This is a genomic window from Tahibacter harae (assembly GCF_024437735.1).
Classification (GTDB): domain Bacteria; phylum Pseudomonadota; class Gammaproteobacteria; order Xanthomonadales; family Rhodanobacteraceae; genus Tahibacter; species Tahibacter harae.
Genome location: NZ_JANFQO010000005.1, coordinates 247,354 through 259,825, shown reverse-complemented (window position 1 = coordinate 259,825; position 12,472 = coordinate 247,354). Strand labels below are relative to the sequence as shown.

At 69.5% G+C, this 12,472-nt stretch carries 12 protein-coding genes; 3 read left to right on the top strand and 9 right to left on the bottom strand.

The features are described from left to right. Window positions 1-42 precede the first annotated feature (42 nt). Together NM961_RS07545 and NM961_RS07540 are read right to left on the bottom strand one after the other, a co-directional pair. Window positions 43-1,167: a glycosyltransferase gene (locus tag NM961_RS07545; protein WP_255913370.1), complete on the bottom strand. Its 1,125-nt coding sequence runs from the start codon at window positions 1,165-1,167 to the stop codon at window positions 43-45. A 31-nt stretch (window positions 1,168-1,198) separates the two neighbouring features. Beyond that, the gene (locus NM961_RS07540; RefSeq protein WP_255913369.1) at window positions 1,199-1,408 is read right to left on the bottom strand and encodes a zinc-finger domain-containing protein; all 210 of its coding nucleotides are present in this window, start codon (window positions 1,406-1,408) and stop codon (window positions 1,199-1,201) included. A gap of 200 nt (window positions 1,409-1,608) precedes the next feature. Here NM961_RS07540 and NM961_RS07535 point away from each other — a divergent pair, with 200 nt between their 5' ends. Further along, window positions 1,609-2,193: a Yip1 family protein gene (locus tag NM961_RS07535; RefSeq protein WP_255913367.1), complete on the top strand. Its 585-nt coding sequence runs from the start codon at window positions 1,609-1,611 to the stop codon at window positions 2,191-2,193. 89 nt (window positions 2,194-2,282) lie between these two features. Here the strand turns inward: NM961_RS07535 and NM961_RS07530 are convergent, their stop codons facing one another. Together NM961_RS07530 and NM961_RS07525 are read right to left on the bottom strand one after the other, a co-directional pair. Further along, complete coding sequence (locus tag NM961_RS07530) at window positions 2,283-3,764, bottom strand: tyrosinase family protein (protein ID WP_255913365.1); 1,482 nt, start codon at window positions 3,762-3,764, stop codon at window positions 2,283-2,285. 152 nt (window positions 3,765-3,916) lie between these two features. Beyond that, the gene (locus tag NM961_RS07525; RefSeq protein ID WP_255913362.1) at window positions 3,917-4,360 is read right to left on the bottom strand and encodes a hypothetical protein; all 444 of its coding nucleotides are present in this window, start codon (window positions 4,358-4,360) and stop codon (window positions 3,917-3,919) included. Between the two features lie 235 nt (window positions 4,361-4,595). On the opposite strand from NM961_RS07525, the gene NM961_RS07520 reads away from it, so the two are divergent. After that, complete coding sequence (locus NM961_RS07520; RefSeq protein ID WP_255913361.1) at window positions 4,596-5,282, top strand: Hpt domain-containing protein; 687 nt, start codon at window positions 4,596-4,598, stop codon at window positions 5,280-5,282. A 157-nt stretch (window positions 5,283-5,439) separates the two neighbouring features. Here NM961_RS07520 and NM961_RS07515 read toward each other — a convergent pair whose 3' ends face one another. Further along, window positions 5,440-5,724 (bottom strand): hypothetical protein, encoded by a 285-nt coding sequence (locus NM961_RS07515; protein ID WP_255913359.1) that lies wholly within the window; start codon window positions 5,722-5,724, stop codon window positions 5,440-5,442. Between the two features lie 266 nt (window positions 5,725-5,990). Between NM961_RS07515 and NM961_RS07510 the strand changes: the two genes are divergently transcribed. Beyond that, window positions 5,991-6,689 (top strand): DUF4386 family protein, encoded by a 699-nt coding sequence (locus tag NM961_RS07510; protein ID WP_255913358.1) that lies wholly within the window; start codon window positions 5,991-5,993, stop codon window positions 6,687-6,689. A 3-nt stretch (window positions 6,690-6,692) separates the two neighbouring features. On the opposite strand, the gene NM961_RS07505 is transcribed toward NM961_RS07510, so the two are convergent. The 4 genes from NM961_RS07505 to NM961_RS07490 form a co-directional block, all read right to left on the bottom strand. After that, the gene (locus NM961_RS07505) at window positions 6,693-7,082 is read right to left on the bottom strand and encodes a VOC family protein (protein WP_255913357.1); all 390 of its coding nucleotides are present in this window, start codon (window positions 7,080-7,082) and stop codon (window positions 6,693-6,695) included. Beyond that, complete coding sequence (locus tag NM961_RS07500) at window positions 7,079-8,080, bottom strand: TrmH family RNA methyltransferase (RefSeq protein WP_255913356.1); 1,002 nt, start codon at window positions 8,078-8,080, stop codon at window positions 7,079-7,081. The genes NM961_RS07505 and NM961_RS07500 overlap by 4 nt, the downstream gene beginning before the upstream one ends. A gap of 61 nt (window positions 8,081-8,141) precedes the next feature. Further along, the gene (locus NM961_RS07495) at window positions 8,142-11,258 is read right to left on the bottom strand and encodes an efflux RND transporter permease subunit (RefSeq protein WP_255913355.1); all 3,117 of its coding nucleotides are present in this window, start codon (window positions 11,256-11,258) and stop codon (window positions 8,142-8,144) included. An 11-nt stretch (window positions 11,259-11,269) separates the two neighbouring features. Beyond that, the gene (locus NM961_RS07490; protein WP_255913353.1) at window positions 11,270-12,337 is read right to left on the bottom strand and encodes an efflux RND transporter periplasmic adaptor subunit; all 1,068 of its coding nucleotides are present in this window, start codon (window positions 12,335-12,337) and stop codon (window positions 11,270-11,272) included. Window positions 12,338-12,472 lie beyond the last annotated feature (135 nt).

The following is a 12,472-nucleotide window of genomic DNA, read 5'->3' as shown; positions in this document are numbered from 1 at the left end:
GCCATCGCAGCCGATGCAGCCCGGCGCGCCACCGGCCGCCGCTCAGCTCATCGCATAGGTGGAGCGCAGGCTGCCCGGGTCGTCATAGGCCAGGGACTTGTACAGGGCCAGGGTGGCGCGCTGCATGTCGGCCAGCTGATAGCGGCGCAGTGGCGGTATCGCCGGGGCCACGCGCAGCAGTTCGGCCACGCGCTCGACCAGGCGGCCGAAATCGGCGAAGGGCACGCGGCCGGAGGGGTAGAGTTCGCTGAGCAGCTCGCCCACGCCGCCGTGGGCATAGCCGACCACGGGCCGGCACAGGGCCAGCGCCTCGATTACGGTGCGGCCGAAGGCCTCGGGCTTGTTCGACAGCTGCAGCACCAGCGCGCTGGCCGCGTAGACATCGCGCACATCCGGCCGCGCCGCGGCGAAGACCACATCGTCGGCGACGCCGCGTTCCTCGGCCAGGCGCTGCAGTTCGGCCACGTAGCTCATGCGGCTGGGCTCGACCACGCCCAGCAGCAGCAGGCGCGTGGCGATGCCGCGGGTCTTCAGCGCGGCGGTGAGTTCGATCGCGTCCGCATGACCCTTGATGCGCGTGCCGCGGCCCGGCAGGGTCAGCAGCGGCGCGCCGCGCAGGCGCGGGTATTCGGCGAAGAAGGCGTTCAGCCAGTCCTCGTCCGGGCGGTGGCCGTAGGGAAATTCGTCCAGGTCGATACCGCGCGGGATGACGACGATGCGTTCGGGATCGATCTCGTAATGGCTGATGAGAAAATCCCGCACCGTATGCGAGACGGCGATCACCCGCTCGCCGCGGGTCATGATCGCGCTGTAGCGCCCCGGCGAGTTCAGCCCGTGCGCCGTGGTCACGAAATGCATGGAGCGCGGCGCGTTCTTCAGCGCGAAATGGGCCAGCCAGGCCGGCAGGCGCGAGCGCGCGTGGACGATGTCGGGCTTAAGCTCGTTGAACAGGCTGCGCAGGCCGGCGATATGACGCAGGCTCAGCAGCGACTTGGCGCCGATGTTGCGCTGCACATGTTCGCTGCCCTCGGCGATCAGCCGCGGCACCAGGCGGCCGCCGGCGGAAACGACGACGGAGCGGTGCCCGGCGGCCGCCAGTGCGGCGCCGACTTCCAGCGTGGAACGCTCCACCCCGCCTGTCTCCAGGGCGGGTACGAGCTGCACCACCGTGAGCCGACGCTCCTGCACAGCGCCCCGGTCAGTCTTTGAGCACGTAGCGCGCGCCGCAGTAGGCGCAGACCGACTCGCCGCCCTCGTCCTCGATCGGCAGATAGACCTTCGGATGCGAATTCCACAGGCTCATGCCCGGCATCGGGCAGGACAGCGGCAGGTCAGTGCGCGTCACTTCGTAACGGTTCTCGGCGTTGGCAGGGATGGTCTTCGCCGCCGCGGGATTGGTTCTGGCCATGGGGGTTCCGGACAAACGCAAAGGAGCAGGCGAGTCTACCAGTTTGGACCGTGAACGAATGCACGGTTTGTGCCGGCACCAGCGCACAGCATCTTTGCGACCGCCTTGTCGCGCGCAGGTTCAGTTCCGCGGCTAGAATCGGCAGCTGCGCCGGCGGGTGTAATCCTGCATCCGCCCCTTAGACCGTTGCTGGGAGAGCCATGGATATCAACAAGCTGATCACTCGTGCGAAGAACATCATCCTGACGCCGAAAACGGAATGGCCGGTCATCGCGCAGGAGCAGACCGACATCGCCGGCCTGTACACCGGCTACGTCATGATCATGGCGGCGATTCCCGCCGTCTTCGGCCTGCTCGCCAATGTCATCTTTTCGCCGCTGGGCATCGTGTTCTCGTTCATCACCATGCTGCTCTCCTACGCGCTGGCGCTGGGCATGGTCTTCGTCATGGGCCTGATCATCGACGCGCTGGCGCCGTCCTTCGGCGCGCAGAAGAACCAGATGCAGGCGATGAAGACGGCCGCCTACTACGGCACCCCCGGCTGGGTCGCCGGCGTGTTCCAGATCATCCCGGTCCTGGGTGCGCTGATCATGCTCGCCGCGGGCATCTACGGCCTGTTCCAGCTGTATTTCGCCCTGCCGCACACGATGAAGGTGCCGCAGGAAAAGGCCGTGGGCTATACCGTGGTCATCGTCGTCGTGGCCATCCTGCTCTCCCTGCTCGTAATGGGAATTCTCGGCGCCATCGCCTTCATGGCCGTGGCCGGCACCGCCGCGCTGCGCTGATGCGGCGCTGACCAAAGAGCCGACGCAAGAACCGGAAAGGCCGCCCGCCCGGGCGGCCTTTTTCTTTGCCCGGCTGCGCGCCAGCCGGCTTACTGCTGCAGCAGCTCTATGCTGCCGACGACCGGCCTGGCATCGCCGGCCGCCTCGCCCGCCGGCACCAGGGTGACGCTGGGCTTTTCGCTCAGGGTCCTGCTCTTGCTCAGACGGCCGAGCAGGTCGGTCACGTCGAAGCTGTAGAACTTGTCCTCGGGCATGACATGGGCGCCGCCGCTGCCGTGGTCCAGGTGCTCGGCGTCGAAGAAGCTGATCGTGCCGACGTGGTATTCGCCGCCCTTGGGATTTTCCTTCTCCGGCAATTCCAGATAGACGTGGTAGAGCACCGCCGGCTGGCCCTGGGTGCTCAGCTTGCTCAGCACCAGCAGCAGGCGCTGATCCGGCTGCAATGCCGAGACGGCGCGGATCAGCGGCAGCGATTCGGAATTCTGTGCCGGTACGGCCGGCGCGGCGGCCTCCAGCTGCACCCGTACCGGCTTGGCGCCCAGTGCGACCCCGGTGGCCGCGGTGACGCGCGACAGGCGCCGCGGCTTGCGCGCCGCGGCCTTGGCCGAGAGCATGGTCCTGGGCTTGGGTTCCAGCCGCTCATAGCTGTAGCCCAGCTTGGCAATGTCGAAATAGTCCGACACCTTCGCTGTGACTTTTTCGCCCTTGGCATCGGCGAAGACGAAGGTGTCATCGCCCCAGGCTTCCTGCGGATTGACGCCGCCGTTGGCGTTCCAGCTCGCCCACAGCCGGTCGATGTTGCAGTGATGCAGCCAGAAGATCGGATCGCGCGCCGCCCAGGGCACCCGGCCCATGTTGACGGTGTTGCCGGTCAGCACGTGGATATTGCCGTGCAGGCCCGAGTCCAGCGCCAGGCAGAAGCCCTGCACCGCGCCCTGCGGCGAATACTGCGCCTGGCTCAGCGCCTGCAGGCCCAGCGGATCATTGGGCTGGCCCTCGTCGATGGGCTTGCCGTTGTTGGCCAGAGGATTGCGCTCGGCCACGTAGAGCGGGCCGAACACCGGATCGGCCGGATCGAGGAACTGCGGCGGCAACACGCCGTGGGTGGGGCCGCTGGCGGAATAGTTCCAGTACGGCAGGGTGAAGTCATCGCGCTTGCTGACCGCGCGGATGATGTCCTCGAAGTACAGGACGTACATGCGGTGCCAGGGCAGGAACAGGTTCTCGTTCTGGCCGGAATGGGCCTGGCAGGTGTTCCACATGGCTTCGGCCAGGGCCTTGTGCGGGCTGGAACCGCTGCCGAACACGCGCTGTACTTCGGCGCTCTTGCTGGTGGAATTCTTGACGAAGTGGGTATACCACTGGAAGGTCCAGTTGCTCGGATCGGTCTCCGGCAGCCCCTGCATGGCCTTCACCGCGCCGGCGTAGATCCTGAGCATCTCCACGCCCTTGCTGCTGCGCGCGTCGTAGCGCACCCGCGCCGGCTGCGCGCCGAGCCGCTTCATCAGCCACAGTGACAACGGAATGCTGGCGGCGCCGCGGACGAAATCGCGGCGGGAAATCGAAGTCATGGTCTTGCTCCCCTTGGCCTGGTGGTGGGTGAGACGCAACGTAAGCCGCCGCCCCGGGCGGAGCAGGCGGATCGCCACATTACGCCAAAACGCCACTCGTATACATGGCCACTGTTGCAGCAATCCATCCGCGCCGCCGCGCGGCGCGCAGCTCATTGCAGCACAAGGCAAATCTGGCCTATCTCCACTTTCGCGCCGGGCGCCGCCGCGCCGGACGGGCGCAGGCGCAGGGCGAAGCCGCCGCGGGCGGCCAGGCGGCGCACGGCGGCGGTGACGGCGAAGCTGCGCCGCGCGCTGGCACCGGAGGCATGGGCCACGCCGTACAGGCTGAAGCTGCCGGCCGCTTCGGGCGCCGCCCCGGGTGCGGCCAGTGAGACCAGCTCGACCTGGTAGAGCACGCCCGGATCGGCCTCCACGCGCAGTCCGTCCAGCACCAGATAGACCTCGCGGCCCGGCGCCGCATCTTGCAGCTGCCGCACCAGCGCGGCGGCCTGCACCGCGCCGGCCAGTTCGCGCTCGACCGCCGCCGGCCCCAGCTGCAGCGGCGCCGCGGCGCGGACCAGCACCTGCGGCTGCGCCGCCCCGTCCTCGCTCATGCTGCCTCCCGCCGGGCCGGGCCGGAGCAGCAGCGCCAGCGCCATCAGGCCACGTATCCACCGCCCGCTTCGCATGTCCGCCTCGCTGTGCCGACGACACCTGCCTGGACCGCGCCATGGTCGGACAAATTCCCGGCCCGGTCATCCCCGCTCTGCCGTTCTGCTCGTGGACACCGCGCAGCCGCATCGGTAAAAAGGCGGCATCGCGGCAGCGGTCCGCGCGGGAGCCGGGGCAATGATCTATCTGCTGGTCGCGTCGCTGATCGTGGTACTGCTGGGCGTAGGCATCTGGCTGGTCCAGCGCCAGTCCCGCCCGGCGACGGCGGCCGGCGCGCGCGGCAATCCGGACGAGGTCGACGACGAGCTGCGCGGCGTGTTCATCGCCGAGGTCAAGTCGGAGATCGGCAACCTGCGCCGCAACCTGCTGCTGTGGCGCGCCGCCCCGTCCAACCTCAACCGGGTCATGCCGCTGCGCCGCTCCTTCCACACGCTGAAAGGCAGCAGCCGCATGGTCGGCGTGCCGGCCCTGGGCGATTTCAACGCCCGCTTCGAACGCCTGCTCGATCGCGTGATCGACAAATCCCTGTACCCCGACCCGCCCGTGGTCGCGGTGGTCGAACAGGCCGTCGCCGCCCTGCCGGAGCTGCTGGCCCAGTTCGAGGGCCTGCGCACGCCGCGCGCCGACATCGCCGCGATCATGAAGACCGCCGACCGGCTGATCAAATCCGAGCGCAATACCAGCCGGCCGCTGCAGCGGACCACGCCGCCGCCGCCGAACCGGGATGGCATCGCCGCGTCGTATGCGACGGACGCCGACGCCACATCGGCCGGCTACGGTTCCGCCGCGGCGCGAGCCGCCGAACCGGCCGGCATGAACGACCCTTACGACGGCTCCGGCGACGCGAACAACGCCAACAGCTAGGGCGGCACCGCCCCCGGCCGGCGCAGCGCCGGCCGGCAGCGCCGCCAGGCAATCGCGAGTTGCAGCGTCAGCTCGTCGTCCTTGCGCCGGGAATGGTGCAGCACGCGCCGCTGCGCGCAGGCCAGCCTGACCAGATTCCCGCAGGCCGCGCCGGGCATCAGCCGGCTGAGTTCCAGCAGGGCGCCGGTCTCCAGCCCCGGCGGCTCGCGCCGGCCGGCCCGGCGCTGCGGTCTGCTTGCAGAGACGCCAGCACCTGCTGCCGCTGCGCGGCGAGGTGTTCCAGCCGTGCGGCATAGGCATCGATGGCGTCGGCCGGCGGCAGTTGATCGAGCGCCGCGATTTCGCTGGCGCCGCCGTCCGGGAAAGTCATCCAGCAGTTGCCCCGGCGCCGCGTGACAGCAAAGCCCGACGCCGCGAGGCGTTTGCGCAGCAGGGTAATCACCGGCTCATACGCATCCATGGCTCAGCCGATTCCGCAACGGGCACAGGCCGGCCAGTGTGTAAGCAACGCCCCGCGGCTGCAATGCGACGGCACGACCTGACCCGCCCACATACCAGCCGGGCGACGCCGCGGCCGATCGGGCCGTCGCGTCCGGCCGTCATTCGTCCGCCCCGATCCGTCGGCGGTCGCACGCGGTCTTGGCCGCTGTCGCCGTGCCCGGGCAAGGTCGGCGCAGATCGCTGCGGCACCACCAATGGGAGGACATCATGGAAAACCCCGGCAATCTCGGCCGCTGGCTAGGCGCCGGCCTGCTCGCCACATTCGTCATGGGCATCTATTCCAATTTCGCCCTGCAGCCGCAGCTGTTCGGCGGCGAAGGGCTGCTGGTGAACGCGGCGGCGCATCCGCGGCAGATCGGCCTGATCACCGTGCTGGGCATGGCGACCAGCCTTATCTCGGTCTGGCTGGCGGCGCTGTTGCTGCGCAGCCTGGGCCGGGCACGGCCGCTGCTGGCGACGGCGTATTTCGCCCTGGTCGTGGCGGGGCTCGCAGTCTCAGCCGTGGAATACGCCACCCTGATCGCGTTCCGCACCCTGGGCGAGCACTACCAGACAGCCGGGCCGGAGCCGGCCAGCCTGTACCTGGCGCTGAAGAAACTGCTGGGTGGCCTGCGCAACGGCATCCACTTCCTGGACGTGAGCCTGGGCGGGCTGAGCATGCTGCTGTTCTTCTGCCTGCTGCGGCTGGAACGCCTGCTGCCGGCGGCGCTGGGCTGGGCCGGTATCGTCGCCACCGGCACGCAGATACTTGCGGTGGCGCCGGCGCTGTTCGGCGGCAGCGTCATCTATCCCCTGCTGGCGCCGCTGGCCCTGGTCTATCTGGCCGCCATCCTCTGGCTGGTCTGGCGCGGCTTTCCGGCCGGCGCACTGCGCGACGGTGCGGCACTGGGCGCCGCCACGCGCTGAACGCTACTTGCGCTGCAGCAGATCCCATTTGGTGCCGTACAGATCGTGGAACACCACGACCGTGCCGTAGGCTTCCTCGCGCGGTTCCTCGGCGAAACGCACGCCGTGGGCGCGCATATGCGCGTAGTCGGACCAGAAATCCGCGCTGTCCAGGAACAGGAACACGCTGTCGCCGCACTGCCGGCCGACCAGGGCCTGCCGGGCGGCGTCCTCGGCGCGGACCAGCACCAGGCCGGCGCCGCCCTCGCCCGGCGCTACCACCACCCAGCGCCTGCCGCCGCCGCGGTCGCTGTCTTCGCGCAGGCGGAAGCGCAGGGCCTGGGTGTAGAAGCGGATGGCCTCGTCGTAGTCGTGCACCAGCAGGGCGACCAGGCCCAGGCTGTTGCTGCTCATGACACGAGGTGCTGGCGGTAGTGTTCGGCGAACAGCACGGCGGCACTCGCCGCAATGTTCAGACTTTCCACCTTTCCACTACCGGGAATCTGCAGGCGCAGATCGGCGGCCTGGATCAGCGCCGCGCTCATGCCTTCGTTCTCTGCGCCGAAGATCAGCGCCAGGCGCGCCGGCAGCGGCTGCCGGTACAGCGCTACGCCGTCGCGCGGCACGGTGGCGGCAACGGCGTAGCCGGACGCGCGCAGCAGCGCGAGCAGGTCTTCGCCGGGCTGCGGCCGCGCCAGCGCCACGGCCTCGGCGCCGCCCTCGGCGACGCGGCAGGCGGCGCCGGAAAGACCGAGACTGGAATCGGCCGGCACGACGATGCCGCCGACGGCGAAATTCGCCGCGCTGCGCAGCACGGCGCCGAAATTGTGCGGATTGCCCACGCCGTCGAGCACGACCAGCAGGCTGGGCTGCGGTGCCGGCGGCTGCTGCGTCAGCAGCTCGGCCAGGCCCAGCGGGTTCTGGCGGCGCATTTCCAGGCAGATGCCTTCGTGGTGCTGGCTGGCGCTGAGGCGGGCCAGATCGGCCTCTTCCACCACGCGGTAGCCCAGGCGGTGCTTCACGCACCAGGCCAGCAGTGGCTTGAATTCGGCGATGCGCTGCTCGGTGAGATAAGCCTTGCGCAGATCCTGCGGCCGCGCCGCGAACGCGGCCTTGCAGGCATTGATGCCGAACAGGCGCAGTTCCTCGTGGCGCTGCTGCAGCTCGGGCCGCGGCGCGGTTTCGGCGGCCTGTTCGTCGCTGCGCCGTGCGCCAGTGCCGGAACGCGGCGCGTAGGATTGCGGCGCGCGCGGCGCATACGCCGCGTCGCGCGGCGGGCGGCCCTGGCCGGCGGCCTTCAGCCGCTCGCGTTCGCGCTTGTCGGGGCGGGCCTGGCCGCTGCGCGGGCGCGCGCTGCTCCAGGGACTGTCGGGCGGGCCGCGGCGCGGACTGTCGTCGTCATGGGAATTCATGCCCCAGCTTGAAGCGGGCGGCGCGCGGTAGCAAGTCCGCGCGCCGCCGGTGGCGCGTGGATCAGGCCGTTTCCGCGTCCGGATGAGCGGTTTCCTGTTCTTCCAGCTCGCGCGCCACCGCTTCCGGCGAGCGCGTGAAGCGTGCCAGCAGCAGGTAGAACACCGGCACCACGAACAGCGACAGGAAGGTGGACAAGGTCACGCCGAACACCACCACCACGCCGATGGTGACGCGGCTGGCCGCGCCGGCGCCGCTGGCCAGCACCAGCGGCACGGCGCCGGTGACCGTGGCGATCGATGTCATCAGGATGGGACGCAGGCGCACCGCCGAAGCTTCCAGGATCGCCTCGCGTATGCCGCGGCCCTGGTCGCGCAGCTGGTTGGCGAATTCGACGATGAGGATGCCGTTCTTGGCCGCCAGCCCCACCAGCATCACAATGCCGATCTGGCTGAACAGATTGAGGCTGGAGCCCCACAGCCACAGCCCGAGCAAGGCGCCCAGCACCGCCAGCGGCACGGTCAGCATGATGACCAGCGGATGCACGAAGCTCTCGAACTGCGCCGCCAGCACCAGGAATACGATCAGCAGCGCCATGGCGAAGGTGAAGGCGACGGCGCCGCCGGCCTTCTGGAATTCGCGCGATTCGCCCTTGTAATCGATCTGCGCGGTATCCGGCAGCTCTTCGGCGGCAACCTTGCGCATCCAGTCCAGCGCATCGCCCAGCGGATAGCCCGGCACCAGGCCGGCGGAAAGCGTCACCGCGCGCAGGCGGTTGAAACGGTTCAGCGTGCCCGGCTCGGCCAGCTCGCTCAGGCTGACCAGGTTGGCCAGCGGGATCAGCTGGCCGCTGCGGGCGCGTACGTAGAGGTTGGTCAGGTCGGTCGGGCTGCGCCGGTCGCTGTCCTGGGCCTGCATGATGACGTCGTATTCCTCGCCGCCGTCGACGAAGGTGGTCACGCGGCGCGAGCCCATCATGGTTTCCAGGGTGCGGCCGATCTCGTCCACAGAGACCCCCAGGTCCGCCGCGCGCGAGCGGTCGATGCTTACGCGCAGCTGCGGCCGGGTTTCCTTGTAGTCCGAATCCACCGCGAACATCTGCGGGTTCTGCTCCATGCGCGCGAGCATGCGGTCGCGCCACTGCACCAGTTCCTCGTAGCTGGGCCCGCCCAGCACCATCTGCATGGGCTGGCCGCCGCCACGCACCAGGCCCTGGCGGATCTGCGGGATGGCGCGCACGCCGGGAATGTCGGCGAGCAGGGCGCGGGCCTGGTCGACCACCTGCACCGTGGTCTTGTCGCGCTGGTCCCAGGGCTTGAGCAGCACGGTGGACTGGCCGGTATGCATTTCCTCGCTGCGGCCCCAGCCGCCGGGCACGCGCGAGTTGATGCGGTAGATCGGGCTGTCGTCGCCGGCCAGCGTCATCAGGCGCTTTTCCACTTCCTGCATCTGCTGCACGGTGTAGTCGTAGCCGGCGCCTTCCGGGCCCTGCACCAGGGTGAAGAACGCGCCGCGGTCTTCCGGCGGCGCCAGTTCCTTGGGCACGCGCACGAACAGCAGGCCGATCGCGACCAGGGCCAGCAGCAGCACGCCGCCGACCAGCAGCGGATGGCCTACGCTGCGGTCCAGCGCGCGGCGGTAGCCCTGGCTGAGGCGGCCGAGCTGGCGCTCGGTCCAGGCGACGAAGCCGCGCTGATGATTGTGCGCGCGCAGCAGGCGCGAACACATCATCGGCGTCAGCGTGAGCGCGACGAAGGCGGAGATCGCCACCGCGCCGGCAACGGCCACGGCCAGCTCGCGGAACAGGCGGCCGTTGTTGCCTTCCATGAAGGCGATGGGCAGGAACACCGCGATCAGCACCGCCGTGGTCGCGATCACGGCGAAGGCGACCTGGCGCGAGCCGCGATACGCGGCGACCAGCGGCGGCTCGCCCAGGTCGACGCGGCGCTGGCAGTTCTCCAGCACCACGATGGCGTCGTCCACCACCAGGCCGATGGACAGCACCAGGGCGAGCAGGGTCAGCAGGTTGATGGAGAAGCCGAAGATGTACAGGCCGAGGAAAGCCGCGATCACGCACACCGGCACGGTCACCGCCGGAATCAGCGCCGCACGCACGCTGCCCAGGAACAGGAAGATCACCACCAGCACCAGCAGCACGGCCTCGCCCAGCGTCTTGTAGACCTGGTCCACCGAGGCAGCGATGAAAATGGTGGAGTCGTAGCTCACGCCCATGGTCGTGCCTTCGGGCAGCGAACTCTGGATGCGCGCGATCTCGGCCTTCACGCGGTCGGCCACGTCCAGGCTGTTGGCGGTGGAAGTCTTGACGATGCCCAGGCCGACCATGGGCTTGCCGTTGCCGCGGAAATAGGCGCGGCGGTCTTCCGCACCGCGCTCGACCTTGGCCACTTCGGCCAGGCGCGTGACATGGCCGTCCTCGGACTTGGCGATGGCCAGCTCGGCGAAGTCCTCCGGCCGGCGGTAGTCGCGCGATACGCGCAGGGTGAAATCGCGCGTGTCGGATTCGATGCGCCCGGCCGGCAGCTCCACGTTCTCGCGGCGCAGTGCGTTCTCGATGTCGTTGGGCGTGAGGTTGCGCGCGGCCAGGGCCTTGCGGTCCAGCCAGATGCGCATGGCGTAGCGCTGGCCGCCGGCGAAATTGACCTGGGCCACGCCGTCGATGGAGGACAGCCGATCAATCACGTAGCGGTCGGCATAGTCGGTGAGCGCCAGCGTGTCCAGCGTGGTGGAACTCAGGTTGAGCCAGACGATCACGTCCGCGTCGCCTTCCACCTTGGCCACCTGGGGCGGGTCGATTTCCTCGGGCAGGCGGTCGGCGGCGCGCGCGACCGCGTCGCGCACGTCGTTGGCAGCGCCTTCGATGTCGCGGTTGAGCGTGAATTCCAGGGTGATGCTGGAGCGGCCGTTGCGGCTGGAGGACTGCACCGTCTCCACGCCTTCGATGCCGGCGATGGCGTCTTCCAGCACCTGGGTGACGCGGGTCTCGACCACGCCGGCCGAGGCACCTGTATACGTTGTATCAATGGATACGATGGGCGGATCGATATTCGGCAGCTCGCGCAGCGGCAGCCGCGTGAACGCGATCAGACCCAGCACCAGCAGGATCAGCGAAAGGACGGTGGCGAAGACCGGGCGCTTGACCGAGACATCCGACAGCAGCATGGGGCGCCTCCTCAGTGGCTGGCGGTGGCGCCGTTGGCGGCCGTGCTTTCCTGTACCGCGACGCGGCTGCCGCTGCGCAGCTTCACCGTGCCGTCGAGCACGATGCGGTCGCCGGGCTGCAGCCCTTCGCGCACTTCCAGCTCGCCGCGCCGGCGCGCGCCGGCGACGACGCGCACCTGCTCCACGCTGCTGTCGGGCTTGATGCGGAACACGTAGGAATCGGTGCCGACCTGCACCAGCGCGATCTCCGGCACCACCAGCACCTCGCGCGGCGCGCGGAACACCTGCACCGACAGCAGCATGCCCGGGCGCAGCACGCGCTCGGGGTTGTCGATCTCCGCGCGCACCAGCACCGAGCGCGAGGACGTATCCACGCGCGAGTCGATCGAGGTGATGCGGCCTTCCCAGCGGCGCTCGGGCCAGGCCGCGGTCATGGCCTGCACCTGCTGGCCCACGGCAAGGGCGCCGAGCAGGGTTTCCGGCACCGAGAAATCCAGCTTGATCAGGTCCACGTCATCCAGCGTGGTGATTACCGTGCCCGGCGTCACCAGGGTGCCCGGGCTGACCCGGCGCAGGCCGAGCACGCCGCTGAAGGGTGCGGTGATGACGCGGTCGGCGAGCTGGGCGCGGATCGCATCGACCTTGGCGCTGCTGGAATCGCGCGTGGCCGTGGCGGTGTCGAACAGGGCCTTGGATACCGTGCCCTGCTTGACCAGGTCCTGCTGGCGCGCGTACTGGCGCTCGGCATCGCGCGCCATGGCCTGGGCGTCCTTGAGCTGGGCCGCCTGCTGGCTGGAGGTGAGTTCGACCAGCACGTCGCCTGCGCTGACCGCCTGGCCATCGGCGAAATTCACCTTGCGCACGGTCTCGGTGATCTTGGCGGTGAGCACCGTGGATTCGTTCGCCTGGGCCGTGCCCAGGGCTTCGATCACGTCCGACCAAGGCTTGAGCTGCACGATCTGGGCGGTGACCTTGGCCGGCGGCTGGGCCGCGCCGGTGGCCGGCGCCTGCGGGCTCTTGCACGCGGCCAGGGCGATACAGGCGAAAACGAACGGATACAGCAGGTGACGCTTGAGCATGTGGTCTTTCCTTGGGCCGTCCGCCGCCGCGGCGGGGACGGTGCACCGGCGCGCGCGGCGCGCCGGTGCCTGATCGGTGGCGTTGTCAGCCGCCGCGGTGGACCATCCTACGCCCGGTACGTGGCGGGCGGGTGA

Excerpts from the sequence above, each read along its gene's own strand:
- NM961_RS07505 (WP_255913357.1), bottom strand. The coding sequence starts at position 7,082 with ATGAGCAGCAACAGCCTGGGCCTGGTCGCCCTGCTGGTGCACGACTAC.
- NM961_RS07520 (WP_255913361.1), top strand. The coding sequence starts at position 4,596 with ATGATCTATCTGCTGGTCGCGTCGCTGATCGTGGTACTGCTGGGCGTA.
- NM961_RS07495 (WP_255913355.1), bottom strand. The coding sequence starts at position 11,258 with ATGCTGCTGTCGGATGTCTCGGTCAAGCGCCCGGTCTTCGCCACCGTC.
- NM961_RS07530 (WP_255913365.1), bottom strand. The coding sequence starts at position 3,764 with ATGACTTCGATTTCCCGCCGCGATTTCGTCCGCGGCGCCGCCAGCATT.
- NM961_RS07500 (WP_255913356.1), bottom strand. The coding sequence starts at position 8,080 with ATGAATTCCCATGACGACGACAGTCCGCGCCGCGGCCCGCCCGACAGT.
- NM961_RS07510 (WP_255913358.1), top strand. The coding sequence starts at position 5,991 with ATGGAAAACCCCGGCAATCTCGGCCGCTGGCTAGGCGCCGGCCTGCTC.
- NM961_RS07535 (WP_255913367.1), top strand. The coding sequence starts at position 1,609 with ATGGATATCAACAAGCTGATCACTCGTGCGAAGAACATCATCCTGACG.
- NM961_RS07490 (WP_255913353.1), bottom strand. The coding sequence starts at position 12,337 with ATGCTCAAGCGTCACCTGCTGTATCCGTTCGTTTTCGCCTGTATCGCC.
- NM961_RS07540 (WP_255913369.1), bottom strand. The coding sequence starts at position 1,408 with ATGGCCAGAACCAATCCCGCGGCGGCGAAGACCATCCCTGCCAACGCC.
- NM961_RS07525 (WP_255913362.1), bottom strand. The coding sequence starts at position 4,360 with ATGAGCGAGGACGGGGCGGCGCAGCCGCAGGTGCTGGTCCGCGCCGCG.